Genomic DNA, 25,716 nt, shown 5'->3' with positions numbered 1-25,716 from the left:
CGGCGATCATCGATGAGCAAGACCTACGAAGCGCTCAAACGTGCCGAAGCTCTGCGCGCCCAGGAAAGGGCGGCGGAGACGTTCGATGTCGAGCACGTTGCTCCGACGATCCCGCTCCACGGCGCCGACGATTACTACGAGCTGCGCCGCGCTCTCATGGCTTCGGCCGTCGGCGACACGGTGCGCAGCGTGCTGGTCGTGAGCTCACTGCATGGCGAAGGGACGTCGAGCGTCGCGTGCCTGCTCGCCAAGGCGATTGCGAGCGGCGGTCGCTCGCGCGCGCTGCTGGTCGACGTCAACCTGCGCACGCCGGCTCTCTGGCGACTGATGAACGTCAGCGGCCAGGCCGGTTTCATGAACGTCATCGCCGAAGACAAGCGGCTCGACGAGGTCATCCAGCCGACCGATCTCGAAGGCGTAGCGATCGTCACGGCCGGCAACGGACGCCTCAGCGCCGTCGACGTCATCGACAATCCGAAGACTCCCGAGGTCGTCGAAGGCCTCGCGCGCCTCGCCGACGTGACGCTGATCGATGCGCCGCCTGTTACGCTCTATCCGGACGCCCGCGCGCTGGCCGCGCTCGTCGACGGCGTGATCCTCGTCGTCGAGGCCGATGCCACGCCTGTCAGCGTTGCCGCCCGTGCAACTGAAATCCTTCGCGAATCCGGCGCCAATATTCTCGGCGTCGTTCTCAACAAGACACGTCAATACATCCCCGAGCGGTTCTCCGCGATGATCGGGTAACGCCGCAGCATCATGAAGATGATGTCCAGCAGGGCGTGGGCGACGAGCCCACTCTCAAGCTACCGCATTGCCGAACATGCTGCGGAGGACGGTGCGGACGGGTCGCGGCGCAGAATCGCATACCTGTTCCCGCTGTTCCCCGTCATCAACCAGACCTTCACGCTGGCCGAAGTCGTCGGGATGAAGGCGAGGGGATACGAGATCCCGCTGTTCTCGCTGCTGTCGCGCGTCGACCCGAAGCTGCAGCAGGCCGAAGCACGCGGGATGATCGACGAAACACATTACTGCCCTGGTTACGGCTCGCGCGAGCTGTGGGCGCCGTTCGTGCGCGGCCTTCGCGAGAACCCGCGCGGCGTGTTCGGACTGTTTCGAACGGTGCTGCGCGCGTGGCGGCGGCCGGTGCCGACCAAACGCGGCGACAGGAGCGCTCCGGGACCCGAAACGTTCGGTCTCGAGGACTGGCTCGACTACCTGTATCGCGGCAACAAGTGGTTCTACCTCATCAAGTCGTGGCTCATGGTGCCGCACGCGATCTATCTCGCCGAAGTCTTTCGCGCCGAAGAAGTGCCTCACGTGCATTGCCACTGGGCCACGTATCCGGCGACGGTCGGCATGCTGATTCGCGAGTGGGCGGGGATTCCGTTCAGTGTCACGGCCCACGCGTACGACATCCACATGATGCCGTGGATGCTTCCGGCAAAGCTCGAGGCTGCCGAGTTCTTCGTCACGTGCGCCGACTACAATCGCCGCTACCTCTCCTCGATGGTCGCGCCCGACGTGGCGCGGCGCATCGTGCTCAACTATCACGGCACCAACCTCGATCGCTTTCAGCCCGGCCCGCGTGCTCCTGGCGACGAGTTCCGCGTCGTCGCGGTCGGCTGGTTCAAAGAGTACAAAGGCTTCCACTTCGTCGTCGAAGCCATTGCGATGCTCGTGGCGCAGGGCGTCAACGCAAAACTGCACCTGGCCGGCGACGGACCGCAGAAAGCCTATCTGGCGGCGCAGGCCGAGCGGCTGGGGATCAAAGATCGGGTGGTTTTTCACGGCTATTTGGCGCACGATCAGCTCGTTTCGCTCTATCGCGATTGCGACGGGTTCGCGATGGGCAGCATTGAAATGACCAACTTCGGGCGCCAGGACGTCATTCCGAACGTCATTGCGGAAGCAATGGCCGTGGGTCTTCCCGTGGTCTCGACGAACATGGGCGGCATCTCCGAGCTCGTCATCGACGGCGTCTCCGGCATCCTGGTACCGCAGCGCGATGCGAAGGCGATTGCCGATGCGCTCGCGCGCATCGCGAACGATCCGGTGCTCGCGCAGAAGCTTCGGGCTGCAGCGCTCGCACGGGTCGCCGACATCTGGGACCGAAACAAGAACCTCGACGATCTCTGTCACGTGTTCGACGAGCGGATTCCGCCGCTCGTCACGGCATCGGCGGCGTGAGCGAAATGGGTAGTGGAAGCGGAATGACGAACGCGGACAAACGGGCCAAGCGCATCGTCGACTTCGTGATTGCGTTCTGCGGGATGTTCGTGCTCTGGCCGCTGTTCGCCGCCATCGCTGCGGCGATCAAGCTCGACACGCGCGGCCCGGTGTTCTTCCGGCAGGAACGCGCCGGGCCGGGGGGCACGGTCTTTCGCATTTTCAAATTCCGCACGATGATCGTCGGCGCGTACCGCAGCGGCGCGCGCCTGACCGTCAAGCGCGACCCGCGCATCACCGCGGTCGGGCATTTCCTGCGCTGGACCAAGCTCGACGAGCTGCCGCAGCTTCTCAACGTGCTGCTCGGCGATATGTCGTTCGTGGGCCCGCGTCCCGAAGACCCGTACTTCACGAACTTCTATGCGCCGAGGTTCCGTGGGGTGCTCGAGGTCAAGCCCGGCATCATCGGCCCGAGCCAGATGGACGGGCGCGACGAGATCGAGAAGTATCCCGACGGCTGCGAGAACGTCGAGGAGTTCTACATCCAGCACATCCTGCCCGAGAAGCTCGCGCGCGATCTCGCGTACGTCGAAGGCGCGACGCTGTGGGGGGACCTCCGGTTCCTCATTGCGGGTTTCCTCAAGGTCGTCTTCTCGCAGTTCAAGCTGCGGTTCTTCGAGCGCAACCGCTACCGCTTCGCGGCGCTCGGACTCGACATGCTGCTGATGGTGGCCGCGTACGTGCTCGCCAACCTCATCAAGTTCGACTGGAGCCTGAACCCGGAGCTGTGGGTGTATGCCGGCAAGACCCTGGCCTGGGTGCTGGTGATCAAGCCGCCTGTCTTCCTCTATTACGGAGTCTATCAACGCTCGACGCGCTGGCTCGGCCGCCGCGATCTCGCTTCGCTCGTCAAGGCCGTCAGCGTTAGCTCGGCGCTGCTCGTCATCGCCGCGACGTTCTCCGTGCAGCGCCATTCGCGAGCCGTCTTCCTGATCGACTGGATCGTACTGCTTTTCCTCGTCGGCGGTACGCGCTATGTCATGCGGACCGTACAGAGCGGCGCGGCCCGGAACGAGGAGAGGGGCCCGTTCATCAAAGTACTGGTAGCCGGTGCGGGACACGGCGGCGAGACCATTCTTCGTTCGTTGCTCGAGGATCCGAAGTCGCGCTTCATGCCTGTGGGGATCATCGATCACGAGCCCCATCGCTGGGGCGCGCTGATCCACGGGGTCCGCGTCATGGGCGGCGCGACCGACATTGCGATGTCGGCAAGCCTGCACGGCGTTGAAATGGTTCTGGTGTCGCTCGTGGATCTCGATCCGGTCGTGCTGCGTGAGATCACCGAGGCCTGCAACAAGCTCGGCCTCGAATACCGTCTCGTCCCGGCACTTTCGGACCTGCTGGCCCAGGCCACCACGGAACCGCTGAAAAAGGTCGTGCTCTCCTCACAAACCTGATGCCCCGATGCCGATGCAGCACAATTTCCTGACTTCCGACGACCTGGTTCTCGTCACGGGCGGAGCCGGCTACGTCGGCTCGCACCTGGTTCGCATGCTGCTCGAGCGCGGCTATCGCGTTCGCGTGCTGGAGACCTTCCTCTACGGAAACTCCGGTATCCGCAGCCTGGCTTCGCATCCGAAACTCGACATCCAGTACGGCGACATCTGCAACGTGCGCGACATGATGCGGGCCTCCGCCGGTGCGCGTGCGATCATCGCGCTTGCGGCGCTCGTCGGCGACGGAGCCTGCGAGATCGATCGCGAAGAGACCACGTCGATCAACATCGAATCGACCAAGATCCTTTGCCACGTCGTTCGCCATCACCCGGATCTCGAGCGCATCGTCTTTGCCTCCTCGTGCAGCGTGTACGGCGCCACCGAAGGCCTGATCCTGAACGAAGGCTCGCGCCTGAATCCGGTCTCGTTCTACGCACGCAGCCGCATCGTTTCCGAAGGCATTCTTCGCCGCGAGCTCGACGGCCGCAGCGTCGTGATGCTCCGCCTCGGTACGGTCTTCGGCGCCTCGCCCAGGCCGCGTTTCGACCTGATGATCAACACGATGACCTGCAATGCCGTCAGGAAGGGCACGATCACGGTCACCGGGGGCGACGCATGGCGGCCGCACGTCCACGTCCGCGACGTCGCGGAGGCCTTCCTGCTCGCGGCCGAATCGTCGTCGGATCTGGTCAGCGGCGAGACCTTCAACGTGGGGTCGAACGAGAACAATTTCACGATCGGCGCGACCGCCGAGCTGGTCGCCGCCCGCATCCCCGGAACCCGCGTCGAGACCGGCGGACGCGTGGACGACCTGCGCAGCTATCGCGTGAGCTTCGACAAGATCCGGCACGTGCTCGGGTTCGTACCCGCGCACACGATCGAGAGCGGCGTGGACGAAGTGAAGGCGCTCCTCGAGAAGGATCGCCTCGACTGGACCGACGCGCGCTACTCGAACCTTGCGTGGCTGCGCCAGCACGGTTTTGCAGGTTTCGGCCGCGAGTGCCTGCTCGAGATGAACGATCCGGCCGACAGCTCGATCGAAGAAGTGGCCTGACCGGATCATCGAAGATTTAAGCCTGACCGGACCTCGAAGCAGCCTGACGGGACTAGCGAAACCGCCTGACGGCTTCTGGCTCCATCGAAGAAACAGAGGAAGACATGCGCGAGCACGGTAAGCTCCGGGTTCTACATTTTGGCCTTGGCGAGATCGGCATGGGGATCGCGCGCGAAAGCGCGGCGACCGGTCGGCTCGAGAGCGTCGCAGCCGTCGATCTCGATCCGTCGAAGGTCGGCCAGCCGCTCGCGTCGCTGTGGGGCAGCAGCGGCGGCGTGCCGATCTGCTCGACACTGGGTGAAGCCATCGCCGAGGCGCGCGAGATCGACATCGCGTTCCATTGTGCCGGCTCTCACATCGACGACATCGAGGCCGACCTGATCCTGCTGATGGAAGCCGGCTGCAACGTGGTCACCACGGCCGAAGAGGTGATCTGGCCTTACGGCAGCCGCGACGATGCCGCCGCACGCCTCGACGCAGCCGCGAAGCGTGCCGGCGTGACGCTGTTCGCTGCGGGCGTCAATCCCGGATTCCTGTTCGACCGGTTGCCCACCTATCTTTCGTCGCAGACGCTCGCGCCGACCGCCGTGCGCGGAACGAGGCTCGTCGATCTTTCCAAGCGCCGCAATGCGCTGCGCAGGAAGATGGGCGTCGGTCAGGATGCCGACGCGGTGCGCGCGCGCACCAGCACGTTCTCCATCGGGCACGCCGGCTTCTCTGAATCGGTTCGTTACATCGCTGCCGCGCTCGGATGGGAGGTCGGTGACGTCGAGCAGACCCTCGAGCCGGTCGTCGCAACGAGTCGTGTCGAGCGCGCCGGCGAAGTCGTTCTTCCCGGACAGGTGCTCGGTCTTGCCCACACCGCGAAGGCTGTCGCGAAAGACGGCAAGGAGATCTCCTTTTCACTGACGATGCGTCTCGATTGCGAAGAGCCGTTCGACGAAATCCAGATCGACGGACGGCCTCCGGTGATCGTGCGTTTTCCGATCGGGCTGCAGGGCGACCTGGCCACGCTCGCGAGCGCCGTCAACGCGTGCTCGTTCGTCAAGGCCGCACCTGCCGGGCTGATCTGCCGGCTGGCGACGCCGATCGCGCTGTAAGCGCGAGCCGCGCGCAGGAGAACATCGACCATGAGCACCAGCAAGGGAGCAGACGGCAGGCTTCGCGTCGCAATCATCGGTTGCGGAGTCATCGCCAACTCGCATCTCCCGTACGTCAAGAAGGCCGGCGGCGATCCGGTTGCGGTCTGCGACCTGTCGATCGCCGCGTCGAGCGAGCTTGCCGACCGGCACGGCATCCAGCGCGTCTACCGCGACGTCGAACAGATGCTCGAGATCGAACGCCCCGATGCCGTGCACGTGCTGACGCCGCCGCACACGCATGCGCGCGTGGCCGCAATGTCGCTCGAGCGCGGCATTCCGACGCTCGTCGAAAAGCCGCTCGCGCTGACGTCCGCCGACGTCGAGCTCATGTCGGCCGCCGCGCGCCGCGGCTCGACGTTCTTTACCGCAGGTCACAACCGGCTGTTCGATCCGCCGATGCTCGTCGCGCGGCATCTGTGGGAGAGCGGGGCGCTCGGTGATCTGGTCGCGATCGAAAGCTACCAGGCCGGCGTGGCCAGCGAACGCGGGTGGCTCGGCGAGCTGGCCGGCGGCGGCATCGGCGACCTCGTCCCGCATCCGCTTTACCTGCAGCTCTACTTTCTCGGTGCGGTCGACCGCCTCGAAGCCGTCGCATTCTCACCGAAAGGCGGCGATCGCATCGAAGAGCTTCGCGTCCTCATGCAGGGACAGGGCCGGACCGGCAGCCTGACGATCTCGATGAACGCGTCGCCGATGATGAACACGCTCAAGCTGTGCGGCTCGCGCATGACCGTCGAGGTCAATCTGAACAACATGACGATCGTGCGGCGCCGCGACTACAAGGTGCCGAAGATCATCGCGAAGCCGCTGCCGAATCTCGACGAGGCGTGGCAGCTGGTACGACAGACCACGCAGAACACGATCGACTTCGCGCGCGGCAAGATCCGTTTCTATCCCGGCATGGGCGAGCTCATCGGCCGTTTCTACGACTCTGTCCGTCGCGGCACGCCGCCGCCGGTCACCGAAGCGGAAGCCGCCGCGGTGGTGGACGTGACGTCGCGGATCTGGGAGGCCGTGGGCGCTTCGCCGGTCAGAAGTGCAGCGCCCGCTGCGCCTGCTCCTGCAAGCAAGCCCTCCAGGTCGCGGACGCGGAGTTCGGCAACGCGTGCCCACGGGGAAGCCGCACCGAAGCCTGCTGCGGGCGACGTCGAGCCGGCCGCCAAAGCGCAGTCTGCCCCAACCCGCGCCGTATCCGGAGATTGACGCAGCCTTCGCGGCGTCGGAGTAGCACATGCGAGCATTTGTCACCGGAGGTACCGGGTTTCTCGGAAGCCGCGTCGTCGAGCGGCTCGTCGCGCGCGGCGACCAGGTCGTGGCGCTCGCACGCGAAGGCGCAGCGGCCGACGCGCTCGAGCAGAAAGGAGTCGAGGTCGTCCGCGGCGACCTGAACGATGTCGAGCCGCTGCTCGCGGTCGCGGCCGGCTGTGACGTCGTCTACCACGTGGGAGCCCGCGTGACGACGAGCGGTCCGTGGGACGAGTTCTTCCGCGTCAACGTCGAAGCGACGCAGCGGCTCATGGACGCGGCGCTGGCCGGACGAGCCACGCGATTCGTGCACGTGAGCTCGCTCGGAATCTTCAACATCGACCGCGACGGAATGGATATCGGCGACGAGAGCGATTACGACCGCCAGCCGTTCCTGCGCGGTCACTACACGCGTTCGAAGCTCGACGCGGACCGTCTGGCATCGACGGCCGTGCGTACCGGCCGCAACGTCGTCGTCGTGCGTCCCGGCGTTCTGTATGGTCCGAAGCCGCCCGGCCAGAACGTCTTCCTCGGGCGCGTCAAGAAATTCCTTCGGCCCAACCTTCTTGCCGTCGTCAGCAGTCCCGAGTACCGCGTGCCGCTCACGTACGTGGACAACGCCGCCGACGCGGTCGTGCTCGCCGGCACGGTACCGGACGTCGAGCGCGGCATTTTCAACGTGATCGACGATCCGGACCTGACCCAGCAGCGATACTTCCGCACGCTGAGCGAGGCGCGCTCGCGTCCGCTTCGCGTCATCTACCTGCCGGTTTCGCTGATCTCGCCGGCGGTCAAGGCCGTCGACTTCGCGCACAAGCTCGCCAAACGGCGACCGTGGTCTCCGGCGTACCAGCTGCTGCGCTCGGAGCGCAGCGCGCGCTATTCGACCGACGCCGCACGCACAAAGCTCGGATGGACACCGGCGGTCGACCTGCGCACGAGTCTCGAGGAGTCCCTTCGGGCCGCGTCGTGAAAGTCGTATTCCTCGAGGCTTCGTCCGGAAGCGTGGTCGGCGGTTCGCTGACCGGCATGCTGGAGCTGCTTCGCGGAATCGACCGCACGAAGATCTCGCCGTCGGTCATTCTCTACGAGCACAAGCCGTGCATCGCGGAGCTCGAAGCCGAGCGCATTCCGGTGGAAGTCTTCGCGCGGCGCCGCCTTCCGAAAGAGCATCGGCTGCAGCAGGCGCGGCCCTACGAACGCGCGAAGCGCGTCGGCGCAGTGTCGTCGCTGCTGTGGCTCGCCCGGACCACGGCGACATTCCTGTTCGAGACCGTGCCGGCGGCCTGGCGGCTTCGCCGCATGATCGCGCCGATGCAGCCGGATCTTGTTTACGTGTGCAACGGTTTTCGCGGCAACGCCGACGCGATCCTGGCGGCGCGGCTGCTGCGGGTTCCGTGCGTGGTCCATGCCAAGGGCTTCGACAAGTGGACGTGGGTCGAGCGCTGGCTGTCGCGCTCGGTCGCGGCATGCGTCTCGATGACCAGGGCGATCGAGGACCATTGCCGCGCGGGCGGGATGCGCCCCGGATTTTTCGAAGTCATCTACGACGGGCTCGACCTCGAGTCGTTCCAGCCGGTGCGCAGCGCGGTCGACGTCCGCGCGGAGCTCGGCATTGCGGCCGATGCCGAAGTCTGCGGCGTGGTCGGCAACATCCAGCCGTGGAAAGGCCAGCACGTTCTCCTCGAAGCGCTCGATCTGCTGCGCGACCGGCGTCCGCGGCTCATCGCCGTCTTCGTCGGCGGCACGCACCGCAGCGGCGCCGCGTATGCAGACGAGCTGCGCACGATGGCGAGCGACCGCGGACTGACCGCGCGCGTCGTCTGGACCGGGGCACGACCGGACGTACCCGAGCTGATCAATGCCATGGACATCCTCGTGCACACCTCGGTGCGCGGCGAGCCGTTCGGGCGCGTGATCATCGAGGGCATGGCCGTCGGCAGGCCGGTCGTCGCGACTCGCGCCGGCGGCGTTCCGGAGTTCGTCCATGACGGCGTCGATGCGGTGCTCGTCGCTCCCGGTGATGCCGATGCACTGGCGTCGTGCCTCGACGAGATCCTCGCGAGCCGCGACAGGCGCGAGAATCTCATGCGCGCTGCGCGCGTGTCCGCCGAGCGCTTCGCGCTCGCCCGCCATGTCGCGCTGATGACGGCGGTGTTCGAGAAAGCCGCACGCCCGCCGTCGGGCCGTGCGGCGACGGCGAAGGCGCTCGCATGAGCGCGATCGTCGCCAATCCGGCCGCATGCTTCGAGCTTCACGGCGTACGCGTACGCATCGAGAGCGAGCTTCCCGCATTCGCCGACTACGCGCGGGCTGCCCTCGAGCCGTGGATCGTCGCGGACAGCGGCAAGTTCGACATCCGCTCGCGCCTCCAGTGGCGCGAGGGCATGCCGCCGCGCCACAAGGAAAGTGGCGCGTCCGGCGGGGACGGTTTCGATCCGATGATCTGGACGCGGCGGCCCGACCGCGACCTGTTCCTCGGAGAAGCCGGCGCGCAGTGGCTGCGCATCGACGATTTTCCCGACCTGCAGATGGAGCTCGCCATGAAGGACGAGCGGCTCGACGTGACCGGCCGCTACTTCTTTCACCTGGCGACCGGCGGCCGGGCCGAAGCGCTCCAGCGCATCCGGCATCGCTCGCAGCTCGAGCAGATGCGCGGCCGGCGTTTCTCGACGCTGCTCTACTATCTCTTCTACCATCCGGTGCTCTGGTGGCTCAGCCGCGGCGCCGGCTGGAACGTGCTGCATGCGAGCGCAGTCGCCACGCGCATCGGCGCCGTCGTGCTCGTCGGAATGCCGGGCTGCGGCAAGTCGTCGCTGTCGGTCGCGATGCTTGCCGATGCGGATCACCGCATGCTGTCCGACAACCTGCTGCTTCACGACGGATATCGCGTGATGGCCTGTCCGGAGCTGCTGCTGCTCGACGAGCGCAGCCGTCGTCTGGCGGGCGCCGGCGCAGCGCGCCTTACGCAGACCGGAGAAAAGCGCGTGTTCGCGCGCGATGCCTACCGCACGTCGGACATCGAGATGATGCCGCAGCGGGCCGGCGTGCTGCTGCACGTCGAGCGTTCGAGCGAGTTCCAGCTGAAGCCGCTGGTTCCTCGCGAAAGCGCGGCGCGGTTGCGGGCCGCCAACACGATGGCCAAGGAGATGCGCCGTATCTCGATCATGAACGAAGTCCTCGACCTCGTCTCGGGCGCCCGTCGCTACGACGAGACCACGGCATCGGATCGTCTGGCCGAGCTGGTGCCGTCGTTCGCGCTGCACGTGCCGCCATCGAACGACCTCGTCACCTTCATGCGCGAAAAAGTCCTCGCCGAGCTCTTCGACGCCCTCGGAAACGGAGACGAGCGATGAGCGAGTCGTTCAGAAGACGAGCGATGAGCGAGTCGTTCAGGAGACGAGCGATGAGCGAGTCGTTCAGAAGACGAGCGATGAGCGAGTCGGTCAGAAGGCTCGACGGATGAGCGAGTCGGTGGGGCAGGCGATCGACGAACCCGTGCAACCCGCGCGTGCGGCCAGGCGCGCGCAGGGTTCGTCGCTGTACCGCCTGATCGAGGACTTCGGCGGCACGCTCGCGACGATCTTCGCCAAGATGGGCTTCGGCGTCATCATCGGCGTCATCACCGCACGCTGGCTCGGTCCCGAGCTGCGCGGAATCTTCTCGCTGGTCTCGACGTTTCCGGCGTCGCTGACGACGCTCACCAAGTTCGGGCAGGCGCAGGCGACGATCTACTTCATCCGTCGCGAGAAGCAGGACGTTTCGGTCGTGGCATCGACCGCAGTCTGGTTCGGTCTCGGCACCGGCGCCGTGCTGATCGCCGGCGTGCTCATTTTCCACCAGTACATCCTGTCGACCGTGCTGCGCGGCGTTCCGCTATGGGCACTCGTCGCCATCTGTCCGATGATCCCGATCCTGCTGATGGAGAGCTACCTGTACGGCGTGCTGCAGGCGACCGACCGCTTCCGCGTGTACAACGCGCGGCTGCTGGGCGAGTCGGTCATCGCGCTGGTGCTGATGGCCACGGTTCTGATCGGGCTGCGGCTCGGGCTGCCGGGCGCGCTCGGCGTGTCGGTGGCGCTCAACACGGTGATGCTGCTGTGGGTGTTCTGGACGATCCACAAGGACACGCCGCTACGGTTCACGTTCGACCGTCCGCTGTTTCACCGGATGCTGCGCTACGGGATGAAGTCGCACCTGCAGATCATCGCGTCGCACTTCAACTTCAAGGCCGGCGTCTACCTGTGCTCGCTCTACCTGACGCCGTCGGAAGTCGCGTTCTACTCGATCGGCGCGAAGTTCGCCGAGCAGATGATGTCGATTCCGCAATCGCTCGGTCTTGCGATGTTCCCGCGGCTCGCCGGAATGCCGGAGGACAAGGTGCACGCGATGACCGCGGCCGCGTGCCGGCAGACGCTCGCGATCGCCGTGCTCGCGGCGGTGGTGCTGACGCTCGTCGGGCGCTTCGCGATCGTCTGGCTGTACGGAGTCGCGTACGAGCCGGCGGCGGTGCCGCTCGTCTGGATCTCGTGGGGCATCGTCATGATGTCGCTGTACGTGCTGCTGTCGCGCGACTTCACGGCCCGCGACCGCCAGGTCATCAACGTGATCGCCGCCTACATCGCGCTCGGCGGCAACATCGGTCTGAACATGTGGCTGATCCCGCGCTACGGAATTCTCGGCGCGGCCATCGGAACGAGCGCGTCGTACACGGCGGCGGCGCTGCTGCTTTACGGGTTCTTCCTGCGCGAATCGGGCCTCGCGTGGTACACGCCGCTGGTCCTCAATCGGAGCGACTTCGAACGCTGGCGCCGGCTGACGGCCGAGGTCGCCAGCCGCTTCGGCAAGCGCGGGCGGGGAGGAGCGGGCAACCCGGAATAGTGGCTTGCGGACCGGCATCGTTCTGCCAATCTGCATTGGTTCGGGTGCAATCGTCCTCATGCCCAGTCTCATTCACAGCATGACAGGTCGCATCGTAAGGCGGCGTGGCGTGGCGGGTTTGTTCACCGCGGCGCTGTCCATCCTGCTCGCGTTCCAGGGACGGCCTGCGCTGGCGTTCGAGGTCCAGTGCGGTCCCGAAGGGGGCGATGCGTTCGGATGGTCGATCGCGTCGGGCCGCGATTACGACGGCGACGCATTCCCCGACATCGCCATCGGCGCACCGTGCGCATCCGTAGGGTCCCGGGTCCACGTGGGGCGCATCAAGGTCTTCTCCGGCAAGACCGGCGCGCTCGTGCTCTCGCTCGCAGGCACCGATGCGGAACAGTCCTTCGGCTCGGCGCTCGACTGGATCGCCGACCTCGACGGCGACTCCCGGGCCGAGCTAGTCATCGGGTCGGCAACGTTCACGGCGCCGCGGCCGGGCGGCGGCATCATTCTCGGAGCGGGCAAGGTCGAAGTGTTCTCGTCACAGGGCGGAGTGCTGTGGTCGGTCGACGGCACCAGCCAGAACGCCGGCTTCGGCGAGAGCGTCCAGGCCGTCAGCGACAAGAACCACGACGGCAAGGCCGACGTCGTGGTCGGTGCCAGCGGCGCACAGGTTTCCAGCAAAGTCCGCGGCTCGGGATTCCTGCTGTCGGGCGCAAGCGGCGGCCAGCTTTCGCGCACCAATGGCGTCGACGAAGACGAGCAGTGGGGAAGCCTGGTCGGTGCGACCGGCGACATGGACGGCGACGGCATCGACGACTGGTTCGCGTCGTCGCGCGTCGCGCATCCTTCCGAAGCGGTCGCGGCTGCGGCCGACGAATCAACGACCACGACGACATCGACGACGACGACCACGCTGGCGCCGCGCGCGGGACGCCTGTCGGTCATTTCCGGCGCATCGCCGTATCCGGTGCTGCGCGACTACGTCGGAGAGACGATCGTCGATCGCCTCGGGCGCTCGGCTGTGCCGGCCGGTGACCAGGACGGCGACGTGCTCGACGATCTGTGGATAGGCTCACCAGGCGCGGAACCCGATGCACTGGAAGACGCCGGACGCATCACGCTCTATTCGGCAACCGGTCCCGCGCTGCTCGAGATCGACGAGCCGTCGCCGCAGCGCTTCGCCGCGTTCGGAACATCCCTTGCCGCGCCCGGCTCGCTCGACGGCGGCACGCTGAGCGACGTGGCCGCCGGTGCTCCGCTCGCCAAGATTCTCGGAAAGTCGCAGGCCGGACGCGTGCACGCATTCGACAGCGCCGACGGTCATCTGCTGTGGACGCAGAGCGGAACGCTCGCGCTCGAGCGATTCGGCCAGACGCTCGCGAGCGGGATCGACTACGACCAGGACGGCGTCGGCGACGTCGTCGTCGGAGCACCCGGCGACGCTCCCGGCGGAAAGCGCGGAGCGGGCTCGGTCTACATCCTGTCGGGCGGCAAAGATGGCGCGGTGGTCGGCAGTTTCGCGGGACGCCGCGGGCGCGAGACACGCGTATTCGTCTCCGGGCTCGGTCTCGGACGCGAGCCGGTCGTGAAAAGCTTTGATCCGTTCGGCCACCGGCGCGAAGCGGAGATCCGGCCGTTCCGCGGTCAGGCGTCCGCGCATCTTTCGATGGCGATCCTCGATGACGGCCGCCGGGCCGATACGCAGAACGGCGCGAAGACCAAGCTGGTGATCGGAACCGGCCGCGGTGGCGCATCGCCGGAAGTCGCGGTCTACAGGGCATCGCGGCGCAAGCAGCGCCTGTCACTGTTTACGGCCGGGCCGGCAAACTACCATGGCGGCCTCAACGTGGCCGGAGGCGACTTCGCGACGCAGGCCGGCGACGAGATGGCGATCGCACCGGCGGACGCCAACGAAGGACCGGTTCCGGTCGAGATCTGGTGGGCCGAGTTCCAGCTTCCATCCGGACTGATCGAGTGGACCAAGCTGCGCGAGTTCGCAGTCTTCGGACCCGCGGAGAAGTTCAACAACGTGACGATCGGCGCGGCCGGAGTGAACCTTGCGGGCGGAGACCTCGCCACGAAGAACGACGGCGAAGAGATCGTCGTGGCTCCGGCTGCCGGTCTTCCCGTCGTTCGCGTGTTCGGCCGCGGCGGCACCAAGCTGACCGAGTGGCTGGCCTATCCGTCGAGCAACGGCAATTCGGGCGTCTCGGTTGCCGTCGGCGATCTCGACGGCGAGGGCGGCCCGGAGATCATCACGGCACCGGCCAAGGGCCAGCTGTGGATCCGCGCGTGGAACAACGACAGCGGCGACAGGGTTCTGGGCTCGGCATTCGAGTACAAGCCGGACACGCCGGTCAGCTTTTTCGTCAAGCAGTTCGGGCTCCAGTTTGCCGGCGGCCTGACGGTGACGACGGCCGATGTGGACCTCGACGGCCAGGCGGAGATCATCGTCGCTCCGGGAGCAGGCGCGTCGCCGCAGATCCTCGCGTTCGAGCCGAACGGCGACCTGGTCAAGGACTGGGTCACCTACGAGCCGTTCGGACCGCTCGCCGGCCAGGCGCTGGGACTGATCGGAACCGACCAGTTCTGGAAACCCTGAGCCGCGTCCTGCACCACGACCAGCTTCCAGTCCTTCGTCATGAGCGGGTGTTTTCTCGAGATATTCCCGGCGTATCGCCGGCATAACGAAGGCTCCAGATGAGCCCGGGGTCCGACCAGCGGTCTCGAGCGGGCAGCGGGCCGCTGCCGGTCGTGTTCGTGATCGCATCGATGATCACCGGCGGCACGCAGACGCACCTGCTGCAGGTCTTCCGCAACCTCGACCGCTCGCGCTTCCGGCCCTTTCTCTTCGTGCTTCGCGACGATGGCAATCTTCTCGGCGAGGCCCGCGCTGCGGGCGTCGAGACGCGCACGTTCGGGATGAGCGGATCGCTTCGCAGCCCTCGCGACCTTCTCGGGCTGTACCGGATTGCGAAGGCGCTCCGCCGTATCGGGCCGGCGGTCGTGCACGGCTACCTCCTGCGCGGCAACTTCTACGCGGCGGCCGCGGGCCGGCTGGCTCGCGTGCCGGTCGTCGTGACGAGCAAGAGGGGACTTCACAAGCCCGCGGGGCGCGCCGAGCGGGTCGCGGTCGCGATCTCCGGCCGCTGCTCGGACGCGATCACCGGGAACTCCCGGCAGGTGCTCGAGTTCACGCGCGACATCGAGGGCAGCTTCCCGGCGCCCATGGTGATGATCCCGAGCGGCATCGACACCGACCGCTTCGATCCCGACCAGCTCGCGGCCGACGCCGCAGCGAGCCTGCGCGCCGAGCTCGGGATCGCCGGTGCACCGGTTGTGGGCACCGCGATTACTTTCAGGCCACGCAAGGGCTTCCGGATGCTTTTTGAAGCGATGGCCGAGGTGCGCCGCTCGATCCCGGACGCGCAGCTTCTGATCGCCGGCGCGTCCGAAATGCCGCCCGAGCCGGCGGCGCTCGCGGACTCGCTCGGTCTTGCGGGCAGCATCCATCTGCTGGGCCGCCGCAGCGACATGCCGCAGGTTCTCGCGGCGATGGACGTCTTCGTGCTGCCGTCGGAGAGCGAGGGCATGTCCAACGCGATTCTCGAGGCGATGTCGATGAAGCTTCCGGTGGTCGTCACGTCTGTCGGCGGCGCCCCGGAGGTCATCACAGAAGGAGTCGACGGGTTCCTCGTCGACTACCCGGATTCGCACGCGATGGCAGTCAAAGTCGCGCGATTGCTGGGCAGCGGCGACCTTCGCCGGCGCACGGGCAGCGCGGCGCGCGAGCGCGTGGTGGCCGCTTACTCGGCGGCCGGCATGGTTCGGCAGATCGAAAATTTGTACGTGAACCTCCGCAGTGGGAAAAAGCCCTGACCAGATCAAGTGTCCGGCAGGGCCACGGGCCCGTTTCCCGAAGAGGAAGAGGCTGACGACCGAGGGCCGCCCGCAGGCGTAATGCCGCGGGCCCGGCCGAAGGCTCGCGAGCGACGCCCGCGAAGTCTTTTCAGCACGCTGCAGATCCGGACGACAGGCAGCAGAGGAAGTTGATGACGAAGGACAGGAATCGAGTGTTGTTTGCCGCGGTAGTGCCCGCCGGCCTTCTGGCCCTGATGCTCGCCGGCTGCGGCTCCGGGGAGGGGAGGCGCGACACCGGCCCCGCGCCGGGCCGCCGCGTGGTCGTGCTCGGTTTTGACGGCGTCGATCCCGACTTCGTCGAGCAGTGGCAGGCCAAGCTGCCGAACATGTCCGAGATGATGCGCACCGGCACGTTCCGGCATCTCGAGACGACCACGCCGCCGTCGTCGTGCACGGCGTGGTCCACGTTCACCACCGGCCTCAATCCCGGCGGTCACGGAATTTTCGATTTCATCCTGCGCGATCCCAAGACGTATCTGCCGGATCGCACCGGTGCAGTCAGTCACAAGGCCGAATACCGGTTCGGACTTTTCCAGACGAAACCGGAGACGTTCACGACGACGATGTCCGGCGAAGCGTTCTGGACCACCGCTGATCGCGCCGGAAAACGCAGCGTCGTGCTGCGCGTGCCGTGCATCTATCCGCTCGAGAAAGAACAGCACAGCTACGCGCAGGGCGGCCTCGGGCTTCCCGACATCCGCGGCAGCGAAGGCACGTTTCACTACTGGGCGAGCGATCTCAGCCCGCGCGATGCGGCCAACCCCGAGCTCGGCGGCAAGGTGCTGTCGCTCGGCGCCGGCGACAGCGTCGAGACGATCATCGAAGGTCCGGTCGGTCCGCTCTCCGAAGACGGCGAACGCCTTACGGTTCCACTGAAGATCTCCCGCTCGGGAAAAGACGCGCTGACGATCGAGCTCGCCGGCCGCAAGGAAACCGTCGAAGCAGGGCGCTGGAGCGACTGGTTCCGGATGAGCTTCGACGTGACGAAGATGTCGAGCATTGCCGGCATGGCGCGCTTCCGCGTGCTCGAGGTCGAGCCTGCGATCCACCTGTACATGTCGCCGATCAACTACGATCCGGCCGACGCGGCGATCGACGTCACCGAGCCGCCGGGCTACGCGAAGGAGCTCGTCAAGGCCGTCGGCGACTACAAGACCGTCGGCTGGAACCACGAGACGTGGGGACTCAACGAGGAACGCATCGACGAGGAAGCGTTCATGCAGGACATCTGGGATACGTTCCGCGAGAGCGAAGCGATCACGCTGCACGAGCTCGAGAACCGCAATACGGACCTCATGGTTTCGGTGTTCGTCGAGACCGACCGCACATCGCACATGATGTACCGGCTCCTCGACGCCGAGCATCCGCGCTACGACGCGGCGCTGGCAGCCAAGTACGGCGACTCGATTCTCAAGACCTACCAGCGCGCCGACGAGATCATCGGCAAGGTGCGCGCCAAGCTCGACGCCGACGACATCCTGTTCGTGATCAGCGACCACGGCTTCCACAGCTGGCGGCGCGGCTTCAACGTCAACACGTGGCTCATCCAGGAAGGCTTCATGACGCTGAAGGGCGGCGCGAAGTCGACGACCAAGAAGTTCCTCCAGGACGTCGACTGGTCGAAGACGAAGGCCTATGCGCTCGGCGTCGGCGGCATCTACGTCAACGTTGCCGGGCGCGAAGGAAAGGGCATCGTCGCGCCGGGCGCGGAAGCCGATCAGGTCATCCGCGACATCAGCGAGCGCATGACGAAGGTCATCGATCCGAAGACCGGCAAGCCGGCCGTCGACAAGGTCTATGCGGCCAAGGAGACCTGGAAGGGCGACCGGCTCGGCGACGGGCAGGACATGCAGATCGGCATGGCTTCCGGATACCGCGTGTCGTCGGCGACGCCGCTCGGCGGCGCGCCCGAAGGCCTGTTCGAAGACAACATGAAAAAGTGGAGCGGCGACCACGCGACGACCGATACCGCGCTGACCGACGGCATCCTGCTTTCCAACGTGAAGATCGGCGACGAGCACCCCGCGATCGGCGATCTTGCTCCGACCATTCTCACGCTGCTCGGCGTTCCGGTACCGGCGCCGTACGACGGCCACGTGCTGAAGATCGCCGCGCCGCCACCTTCCGGCCAGCCGTCGGCCGCAAATGACGGCGACCAGCCGTCCGCCAAACCAAAGGACGGCGACCAGCCGTCCGTCCGAAAGGACGGCGAAAAGCCGTCCGTCCAAAAGGAACTGTAAACGATGCGCGCGCTACGCAAGATTCTTTCCGCCGTGATCGGCGGCTTTGCCGGCGGAAGCCTGATCGGGCTTCTCGAAGCGGCCGTGATCGGCTGGACGGGAGGCGGCGACGAGTACGGTGTGTTCCGCTTCGGGGCGCTGTCGTACGGGCTTCTCGGCGCCTGCGTCGGCGCCGGAATCGGCGTCGCGACGGCGGTGCTGCCGTTCCTCGCGCGCGATCCGCGCCGGGCCGCAGCGCTGTCGTGCGGGCTCGTCGCGGCGCTGTTCGGGCTCGTCATTGCGCGCTTCCGCATCGTGCGCGACGTCTTCGCCGAGAGCCTTCCGATCGCGTCGCAGAAGGGCCTGCTCGTGCACGTCGGCCTGATCGTCGGTGCCGTCGTTCTCCTGCTCGTCGTGCGGCGGCTCCTGCTCGCGGTGTCGCGTGAGGGCGGCAACGGGATCCTTGCGGCTCTCATGTTCTCGATCCTTCTCGTCGCCGGCGGAGCTGCGGCGACGGCGAGCCTCGACATGATGATGCGGCCGAAGCCGCCGCCGACCGCTCCCGGTACCGCGCAGGGACCGAGTGTCATCCTGATCATTGCCGATACACTGCGCGCCGATCATCTGGGCGTGTACGGATCGACGACCAGCAAGACTCCCGGAGCCGACCGTCTGGCCAAGGACGGCGTGCTGTTCGAGAACGCATTTTCGAACTCGACGTGGACGCGGCCGTCGGTCGCGACGATCCTTACGTCGCTTTATCCGTCGTCGCACAAGGTCATGTACAAGACCGACTTCCTGCCCGACGGCGTCACGACCATTGCCGAGACGATGAAGGACGCCGGCTACCGCACGGTAGGCTACGTGACCAACATCAACGTCGCGCCGTCGTTCCACTTCGAGCAGGGCTTCCAGGAGTACTACTACCTGACGCCCGACTTCTTCTTCGGCGCGACCGACTCCGGCTCCAAGCTGGCGTTCTACAGCCTCATGCGGCTCGTGCGCGAGCGTTTCCTGTCCAAAGGCAAGTGGGTGCAGCACTACTACCAGGACGCGCAGACGGTCAACGGCGCTGCGCTTCCGTGGCTCGACAAGAATGCATCGGGGCCGTTCTTCGCGCTGATCCACTACATGGATCCGCACGATCCGTATTTCGAGATGCCCTACAACGGCGTCGCCGTCGCCCGCGTCGACACGCCGGATCCCGATCCGTCGCAGCGCGACCGGCTGCAGAGCCTCTATTCGAGCAACGTCGAGTATCTGGACCGCTTCCTCGGCAACCTGTGGGAAGCGCTCAAGGCTTCCGGGCACTACGACGACACGGTGATCGCGCTGGTCGCCGACCACGGCGAGGAATTCTACGAGCACAAGGGCTGGTGGCACGGCACCACGCTGTACGACGAAGAGTCGCGCGTGCCGGTCATCATCAAGCTGCCGAAGAACGCGAAAGGCGGCACGCGCGTGAAGGCGCCGGTCCAGCTGCTCGACATCGCACCGACGCTCGTGGCCGGTGCGGGCGTGACGGCGCCCGCGCAGTGGCAGGGCCGCGACCTGTTCTCGAATGCGCCGACGCCGGCCGCGTTCTTCCAGGAGGAAGACCACGAGGGCAATGTGCTGCACTCGATCCGCACCGATCGCTGGAAGCTGATCCTCGCCAACGCCGGCAACCCGCGCGGCCTTGCGCCGGTCGAGCTCTACGACATGACGTCCGATCCGAAAGAAACGAAGAACGTGGCGGCGGCCAACACCGAGGTCGTCGAGAAGCTGAAGACGGATCTCGAAGCGATGAAGTCGCTGGCCGGCTCACGGGCGGTTTCGGGTACGAGCGGCTCCATCGATTCCGCCACGCAGGAAAAGCTCCACGCGCTCGGCTACGCCAACTGATGCTGACTTCCGCTGTCGACAAGGCTGACACCCGAACGGAAAACCGTGGACGTCGCGGTTTTCCCGGCGCCGGACACCGCCGGGCGGGCTGAGCGGCATGCTGCTGGTCGTCGGCTGGGACGGGGCATCGCTGGAGCTGGCGAACCGTTTTCGTGCCGACGGCCGCATGCCCGTGCTCGACTCGCTGATCGCACGCGGGCGCACGTGGCGCGTCTCGTCGACGATTCCTGCGGTCACGTTTCCGGCCTGGACGAGCTTTCTTACCGGCGCGATGCCCGATCGGCACGGCGTCACCGATTTCACGATACCGCGCGACGGCACGTACGGTTTCCGTTTTGCGAATGCGTCGGACCGGCGCATGCCGACGGTGCTTGCGCGCATGGCTGCGGCCGGGCGACGAGTGGGCATGTACGGCGTGCCGGCGACGTTTCCGCCGGAAGGGCAGGCGGTATTCGAGATCTGCGGCTTCGACACGCCGCTCGGATCGAGCCGCACGCGTCGCGCCACGCATCCGCCGGCTCTTGCCGACGAGATCCGCGCGCGACATGGCCGGCTTGGCATTGAAGGAATTCCGCAAGGCCGGATCGACGGCGACTGGCACCGCGACACGCATCAGCGGCTGCTCGGCGACATTCGTCTGCGCACGCGCATTGCGCTCGAGCTGCTCGCAGCCAGCGCGCTCGACGTGTTCGTCGTGCACTACATGGAATCGGATACGGTCTCGCACCACTTCTGGCATTTCGATGATGCCGCCTCCCCGCGCCATGCGGCCGGACCTCGCGAAGCGATCGGCGACGTCTACGCCGCGCTCGACGATGCTCTCGGCGAGCTCGTGCGCGCGGCGGGTCCGGATGCGAACGTGCTGGTGCTGAGCGACCACGGCAGCGCGGGGGCATCGGACCGCATCGTGTTCTGGAATCGCTGGCTCGCAGATTGCGGTCTGCTCGCCTTTCGTGACGGCGGCGGCGAGTCGCTGGCGGCGCGCGTAAAGCGCACCGCGCTTGCGGTGATTCCGCGGTCGCTTCACGCGCGGGCTTTCGCTGCGGCCGGGACCATCGCCGACCGCATCGAATCGCGCGCGCGCTTCGCGAACGTCGACTGGTCGAAGACCGAGGTGTACAGCGACGAGCTGCCGTACTTCCCGTCGCTTCGCCTCAACCTCGAGGGTCGCGAGCCGGGCGGAATCGTGGCTCCGAGCGATGCGGAGCGCATCCTCGAGCGCGTGACCAGGGAGCTTCTGGATGCACGCGATCCGATCGACGGCGGCCCGGTCACCGTCAAGGTTCGCCGCCGCGAAGAGCTGTTCGACGGGCCGTTCGCGAGCCGCTACCCGGACCTCGTGCTCGAGCTCCGGCGCCCCGGCAGCTACGCGTACGCGGCCGGGCCGAGCCGCGGAGGGATCGAGCGCGAATGGCTGCGCCGGATGCGAGGCAGCGAGGCCAGCGGGGCCAAAGGCACGTCGACGAGCGGCGTGCACAGCCCATACGGAATGGCCGTGCTGGCCGGGCCGGGCACGCCGGCGGCCGATAGTCCGCACGCCGCAGCTGTCGCGGCTGAGTGCACGCTGGCCGACCTCGGCGTGACCGTCTGTGCGCTGGCCGGCGTCGAGCCGTCGGCCGAGATGCAAGGTCGGTCGCTCGTTTCGACGAAGGCGCTCGAGCCGGTCGTAAGCGATGCAATGCCAGGACTTCCGGGCCTGTTCGAATACGACGACGAACAAGAGCATGAGGTCCGCGAGCGGCTTCGTGCGCTCGGATACCTGTCTTGAAACGCAACATCGCGCTGGTCGCGGCCTGTCCGTTTCCGTCTCCGCAGGGCTCGCAGGTCTTCGTCGGCCAGATGGCCGAACGGCTCGCGGCCGCCGGTCATCGCGTGCACCTGCTGACCTATGGGCAGGGCGACGATACGACCGGGCGGGGCTACAGCCATCATCGCACGCCGCGCGTACCGGGCGACGACTCGCGCCGGTCCGGGCCGAACCTCGCCAAGCCGCTTCTCGACGGGCTGCTGGCCGCAAGGCTCATCGGCGTCGTCCGCAGGCACGGCATCGACGTGATCCACGCTCACAACTACGAAGCCGCTGTCGCAGGCCTCGTGGCGCGAGCCGTCACCGGAGTTCCGGTCGTCTACCACAGCCACAACCTGATGGGCGATGAGCTCGAAACGTACTTCCACGGCGGCATCCCGCGACGGCTCGCGTCGGCCCTCGGCAGACTCCTCGACCGAACGATTCCGCGCAGCGCGGACCGCACGATTGCGCTCTGCGAGTGGTCGGCCGCGCAACTCGTGAAATGCGGGACACCGGCTCGCTCGATTTCCGTCATACCGCCGGCCGTACACGACGACGGAGGCGATCAGGCGAGCGCGGTGGACAGGGCCGCGTTCGGGCTTGCCGAAGACGATTTCGTGGTCGGTTACTGCGGAAATCTGGACGCGTACCAGAACCTTCCGCTGCTGCTCGAAGCGATGCGGCTGTTTGCCAGCGGGATGCCGGGCCGGCAATCCGCTCGCGAGCCGGCACAGCAGCCCGTCCGGCTGCTCATCGCGACGCATTCGGTCCCCCGATCGTTCGCCGCCATCGCCGAAGCATCTGCGCTCGGGGATGTCCTCAAGATCCACGTCATTCGCAGTCACGACGAGACGCGTCGAGCCATGGCCGCGAGCGACATTCTGACGCTACCGCGGCGACTCGGTTCCGGCTATCCTGTCAAGCTTCTGAACTACATGAGCGCGGCCAGGGCGACTGTCTCCGCCGGCTGCGGCTCGAAGATCCTTCGCAGCGGGGTCGACGGTATCGTCGTCGCAGACGACGACGCAGCCGCCATGGCCCGCGCGTTCGATCGCTGCCGTCGCGACCCCGGGGAGCGGCGGGCCCTCGGGGATGCGGCGCGGCGCACGTTTCTCGAGCGGCTGACGTGGGACAGCGTGCTGCCGCAGATTGAGGCGGTCTACGAAGGCTTGCGGGAGCCGGTCGGGCCGCGATGACCGGTGACGCGGGAGCGACCGAAACCAGGTGACGCGGGAGCGACCGGAACCAGGTGGAGCGGGAGCGACCGAAACCAGTGGGGAGAACAGGTGTGAGCGAAACTGACGTGACGCCGATGCTGTCGGTCGTCATTCCGATTTTCAACGAGGAAGAGACGCTCGACCGCCTGTTCGAGCGTCTGTCGACGTCGCTCGGCGCGCTCGGGGAAGAGTACGAAGTCATTTTCGTCAACGACGGCAGCCGCGACGGCTCGGAGCGCATGCTCCGCGAGTTTCACAAGCGCGATCCGCGCTTCCGGTCGATCCATTTCTCACGCAACTTCGGGCACCAGACGGCGATCACGTGCGGCCTCGATCACGCGCGCGGCCAGGCGGTGATCGCGATGGATGGCGACCTGCAGGATCCACCCGAAGTGCTCAAGGACATGATCGCGCGCTGGCGCGAAGGCTACGACGTCGTCTACGCGATCCGCCAGAAGCGCAAGGAAGGCTTCTTCAAGCGCGGCGCGTACAAGGCCTTCTACTGGCTGCTGCGGCACGTGTCGTATCTCGACATCCCGCTCGACTCGGGCGACTTCTCGCTGATCGACCGGCGGGTGATCGACATTCTCAAGTCGATGCCGGAGCGCAACCGTTTCGTGCGCGGCCTGCGCACGTGGGCCGGATTCCGGCAGATCGGATACGAGTACAACCGCGAAGCCCGCTTTGCCGGCGAGTCCAAGTACAACCTGGCCAAGCTCATGAAGCTCGCGTTCGACGGGCTGGTTTCGTATTCGTACGTGCCGCTGCGCCTCGTCAGCAACGTCGGCCTTCTCGTCTCCGCCATTGCGCTCGGCTACATGGGTTATCTGCTGCTCGCGCGGCTCTTCGGAGGCACGCCGATCGCCGGCTGGACTTCCACGGTCGTGATCGTGCTGTTCCTCGGCGGCGTGCAGCTGCTCTCGCTCGGCGTGATCGGTGAGTACGTCGGACGAATCTTCGAGGAAGTGAAGCACCGCCCTCATTACGTGGTTCGCGAACGAATCGGCTTCGCCGGCGACCTTTCCCCCGTGCGCCCGGATCTGTCACGGTGAAACGTCGCTTCATCGATCTGGCCGTTGCCGGGATCGTTCTCGGCACGATGCAGGCCGTCATCGAGACGCTGCTGGTTGCGTGGCTGAACCGCGACCTGCTGCTGGCGCCGTACCGCTTCTTTCCGACGCACGCATACGACGCGTTCGCGAAGATCTATTTCCTTTGCGCCGACCATCTTCCGATTCCGCTGCTGCTGCAGAGCTTCGTACCGCAGGGCTTCGCGTCCAAGCTCGCGCTCGCGCCGGAGCTGGTCGCGATCAACATTGCGGTCGCGACGCTGGTGGCGCTCGTGCTCGCTCCGCTGCTCACGCTGGCGTCGGTCGGCCGCCCGGCCGAAGCGTGCCACAGTGACCGGTTGCGAAGGGCTCTCGGGCTGATTGTGGTCACGTGCCTGTTCGTTCACATTGCGGTCTGGGCTGCGGCCTTCCAGACGCCGGAGTCGGCGACCGCGTTCAATCTGCTGCGCGCCGTGTTCCGCGACGTGGTCCAGGGCGGAGCCGGATTCGCGATTGCCGTGCTGCTCATGGCCGGCGTCGCCGCGCGTGCCGTGCTGGCGCGCAGCGTAACCATCGAGGCCACCGCGGCCGCGGCCGTCGTGCTCGCGCTGTTTGCGGCGGGCCTTGCATCGCGGGACGCCAATGCCCGGCCTCCGGTGCAGCCGCCCGAGCCGCCGGCTGCTTCCCCGGCAGCCGGCGACAACGTCGTGCTGATTTCGATCGACAGCCTGCGAGCCGACCATCTCGGCATCTACGGCTACGGCCGCGAAACGTCGCCGGCCATCGATGCGATCGGTCGCGCCGGAGTCGTGTTCCGCCACAGCACAAGCACCACGTCGTGGACGCTGCCGGCGCACATGTCGCTGCTGACGGCCCGCTCGCTTCTCGGCCACGGCGTCGTCTCCGACGACCGCAGTCTTCCGGAGAGCGTCGAGACCGTCGCCGACGCGTTTCGCAGCGGCGGCTACGAAACCCATGCAATCGTATCGGCTCCTTACCTGAGCTCGCGCTACGGATTCGCGCGCGGCTTCGACGACTACGACGACCGCACGATCCATTTCGACACCAACGAGGAGTCGTACCGCAGCGTCACGGCGCCGGCGCTCATCGATGCGGCCGACGCGTTCCTCGCGCGCTCGCACGACAGGCCGTTCTTCCTGTTCCTGCATTTCTGGGACGTGCACTACGACTATGCGCCGGGCGCGCCGTACGACACGATGTTCGACCCGGACTACAAGGGCACCGTCACCGGCAACAACTTCTACTTCGATCCCGCCATCGACAAGTCGATGAACCCGCGCGACCTGCAGCACCTGATCGCGCTGTACGACGGCGAGATCCGCCTGGTCGACGACCACATCGCGCGGCTTCGCAAGACGATCGAGCGTCTTGGCCTTAGCGGCCGCACGATCATCGCCGTGGTCGCCGATCACGGAGACGAGTTCTTCGAGCACGGCAACAAGGGCCACCACCGCACGCTTTACGAAGAGGTGCTGCACACTCCGTTCGTGCTCGAGGTTCCGGGGCTGCGTCCGTCGGCCGCCGAAGTCGCGGGCGAAGTCAGCATCGTCGACGTGGCGCCGACGCTTCTCGGTCTTGCGGGCCTCGCGCAGCCGGCGGGCGCCGAAGGACGCAACTTCTCGGGGCTGTACACCGGTGCGAAGC

Annotated in this window: 18 protein-coding genes; all 18 read left to right on the top strand. The window is 66.6% G+C overall.

The window, feature by feature from the left end; translation table 11 throughout:
• Positions 1–12: 12 nt before the first annotated feature.
• Positions 13–744, top strand: coding sequence for a CpsD/CapB family tyrosine-protein kinase (locus VN634_00090; GenBank protein HXC49255.1), 732 nt, complete (start codon positions 13–15; stop codon positions 742–744).
• 18 nt (positions 745–762) lie between these two features.
• Positions 763–2,187 carry a glycosyltransferase gene (locus VN634_00085; GenBank protein ID HXC49254.1) on the top strand — a complete coding sequence of 475 codons (1,425 nt, stop codon included), beginning with the start codon at positions 763–765 and terminating at the stop codon, positions 2,185–2,187.
• Between the two features lie 23 nt (positions 2,188–2,210).
• On the top strand, positions 2,211–3,623 hold the full coding sequence (locus VN634_00080; protein HXC49253.1) for a sugar transferase: 1,413 nt from the start codon (positions 2,211–2,213) through the stop codon (positions 3,621–3,623).
• Between the two features lie 7 nt (positions 3,624–3,630).
• Positions 3,631–4,716 carry an SDR family oxidoreductase gene (locus tag VN634_00075; protein ID HXC49252.1) on the top strand — a complete coding sequence of 362 codons (1,086 nt, stop codon included), beginning with the start codon at positions 3,631–3,633 and terminating at the stop codon, positions 4,714–4,716.
• A 104-nt stretch (positions 4,717–4,820) separates the two neighbouring features.
• Entirely contained in the window at positions 4,821–5,816 is a 996-nt protein-coding gene (locus tag VN634_00070; GenBank protein HXC49251.1) for a hypothetical protein, read from the top strand.
• A gap of 30 nt (positions 5,817–5,846) precedes the next feature.
• Positions 5,847–7,061 carry a Gfo/Idh/MocA family oxidoreductase gene (locus VN634_00065; protein ID HXC49250.1) on the top strand — a complete coding sequence of 405 codons (1,215 nt, stop codon included), beginning with the start codon at positions 5,847–5,849 and terminating at the stop codon, positions 7,059–7,061.
• 28 nt (positions 7,062–7,089) lie between these two features.
• Entirely contained in the window at positions 7,090–8,076 is a 987-nt protein-coding gene (locus VN634_00060) for an NAD-dependent epimerase/dehydratase family protein (protein HXC49249.1), read from the top strand.
• Positions 8,073–9,320, top strand: coding sequence for a glycosyltransferase family 4 protein (locus VN634_00055; GenBank protein ID HXC49248.1), 1,248 nt, complete (start codon positions 8,073–8,075; stop codon positions 9,318–9,320). The genes VN634_00060 and VN634_00055 overlap by 4 nt, the downstream gene beginning before the upstream one ends.
• Positions 9,317–10,459, top strand: coding sequence for a hypothetical protein (locus VN634_00050; protein ID HXC49247.1), 1,143 nt, complete (start codon positions 9,317–9,319; stop codon positions 10,457–10,459). Before VN634_00055 ends, VN634_00050 begins: the two co-directional genes overlap by 4 nt.
• Positions 10,460–10,565: 106 nt before the next feature.
• The gene (locus VN634_00045) at positions 10,566–11,984 is read left to right on the top strand and encodes a flippase (protein ID HXC49246.1); all 1,419 of its coding nucleotides are present in this window, start codon (positions 10,566–10,568) and stop codon (positions 11,982–11,984) included.
• Between the two features lie 109 nt (positions 11,985–12,093).
• Positions 12,094–14,574: an integrin alpha gene (locus VN634_00040; protein ID HXC49245.1), complete on the top strand. Its 2,481-nt coding sequence runs from the start codon at positions 12,094–12,096 to the stop codon at positions 14,572–14,574.
• Between the two features lie 98 nt (positions 14,575–14,672).
• A complete protein-coding gene (locus VN634_00035) occupies positions 14,673–15,851 on the top strand; it encodes a glycosyltransferase (GenBank protein ID HXC49244.1) in 1,179 nt (392 codons plus the stop codon).
• Positions 15,852–16,024: 173 nt separating this feature from the next.
• Entirely contained in the window at positions 16,025–18,133 is a 2,109-nt protein-coding gene (locus VN634_00030) for an alkaline phosphatase family protein (protein HXC49243.1), read from the top strand.
• 3 nt (positions 18,134–18,136) lie between these two features.
• Entirely contained in the window at positions 18,137–19,996 is a 1,860-nt protein-coding gene (locus VN634_00025) for a sulfatase (GenBank protein HXC49242.1), read from the top strand.
• 97 nt (positions 19,997–20,093) lie between these two features.
• On the top strand, positions 20,094–21,764 hold the full coding sequence (locus VN634_00020; GenBank protein HXC49241.1) for an alkaline phosphatase family protein: 1,671 nt from the start codon (positions 20,094–20,096) through the stop codon (positions 21,762–21,764).
• Entirely contained in the window at positions 21,761–22,981 is a 1,221-nt protein-coding gene (locus tag VN634_00015) for a glycosyltransferase family 4 protein (GenBank protein HXC49240.1), read from the top strand. The genes VN634_00020 and VN634_00015 overlap by 4 nt, the downstream gene beginning before the upstream one ends.
• Before the next feature lie 92 nt (positions 22,982–23,073).
• Complete coding sequence (locus VN634_00010; protein ID HXC49239.1) at positions 23,074–24,054, top strand: glycosyltransferase family 2 protein; 981 nt, start codon at positions 23,074–23,076, stop codon at positions 24,052–24,054.
• A partial coding sequence (locus VN634_00005; GenBank protein ID HXC49238.1) for a sulfatase occupies positions 24,051–25,716 on the top strand: 1,666 nt, incomplete at its 3' end. The genes VN634_00010 and VN634_00005, both read left to right, overlap by 4 nt.

The sequence above is a fragment of the Candidatus Limnocylindrales bacterium genome, from assembly GCA_035571835.1.
Lineage (GTDB): Bacteria > Desulfobacterota > Binatia > UBA1149 > CAITLU01 > DATNBU01.
Note: the sequence above shows the minus strand (reverse complement) of the source record. Positions and strands in the feature narration are given on the sequence as shown.

Excerpts from the sequence above, each read along its gene's own strand:
- VN634_00080 (HXC49253.1), top strand. The coding sequence starts at position 2,211 with ATGACGAACGCGGACAAACGGGCCAAGCGCATCGTCGACTTCGTGATT.
- VN634_00050 (HXC49247.1), top strand. The coding sequence starts at position 9,317 with ATGAGCGCGATCGTCGCCAATCCGGCCGCATGCTTCGAGCTTCACGGC.
- VN634_00070 (HXC49251.1), top strand. The coding sequence starts at position 4,821 with ATGCGCGAGCACGGTAAGCTCCGGGTTCTACATTTTGGCCTTGGCGAG.
- VN634_00060 (HXC49249.1), top strand. The coding sequence starts at position 7,090 with ATGCGAGCATTTGTCACCGGAGGTACCGGGTTTCTCGGAAGCCGCGTC.
- VN634_00090 (HXC49255.1), top strand. The coding sequence starts at position 13 with ATGAGCAAGACCTACGAAGCGCTCAAACGTGCCGAAGCTCTGCGCGCC.
- VN634_00065 (HXC49250.1), top strand. The coding sequence starts at position 5,847 with ATGAGCACCAGCAAGGGAGCAGACGGCAGGCTTCGCGTCGCAATCATC.
- VN634_00045 (HXC49246.1), top strand. The coding sequence starts at position 10,566 with ATGAGCGAGTCGGTGGGGCAGGCGATCGACGAACCCGTGCAACCCGCG.
- VN634_00035 (HXC49244.1), top strand. The coding sequence starts at position 14,673 with ATGAGCCCGGGGTCCGACCAGCGGTCTCGAGCGGGCAGCGGGCCGCTG.
- VN634_00085 (HXC49254.1), top strand. The coding sequence starts at position 763 with ATGATGTCCAGCAGGGCGTGGGCGACGAGCCCACTCTCAAGCTACCGC.
- VN634_00030 (HXC49243.1), top strand. The coding sequence starts at position 16,025 with ATGACGAAGGACAGGAATCGAGTGTTGTTTGCCGCGGTAGTGCCCGCC.
- VN634_00020 (HXC49241.1), top strand. The coding sequence starts at position 20,094 with ATGCTGCTGGTCGTCGGCTGGGACGGGGCATCGCTGGAGCTGGCGAAC.
- VN634_00075 (HXC49252.1), top strand. The coding sequence starts at position 3,631 with ATGCCGATGCAGCACAATTTCCTGACTTCCGACGACCTGGTTCTCGTC.
- VN634_00025 (HXC49242.1), top strand. The coding sequence starts at position 18,137 with ATGCGCGCGCTACGCAAGATTCTTTCCGCCGTGATCGGCGGCTTTGCC.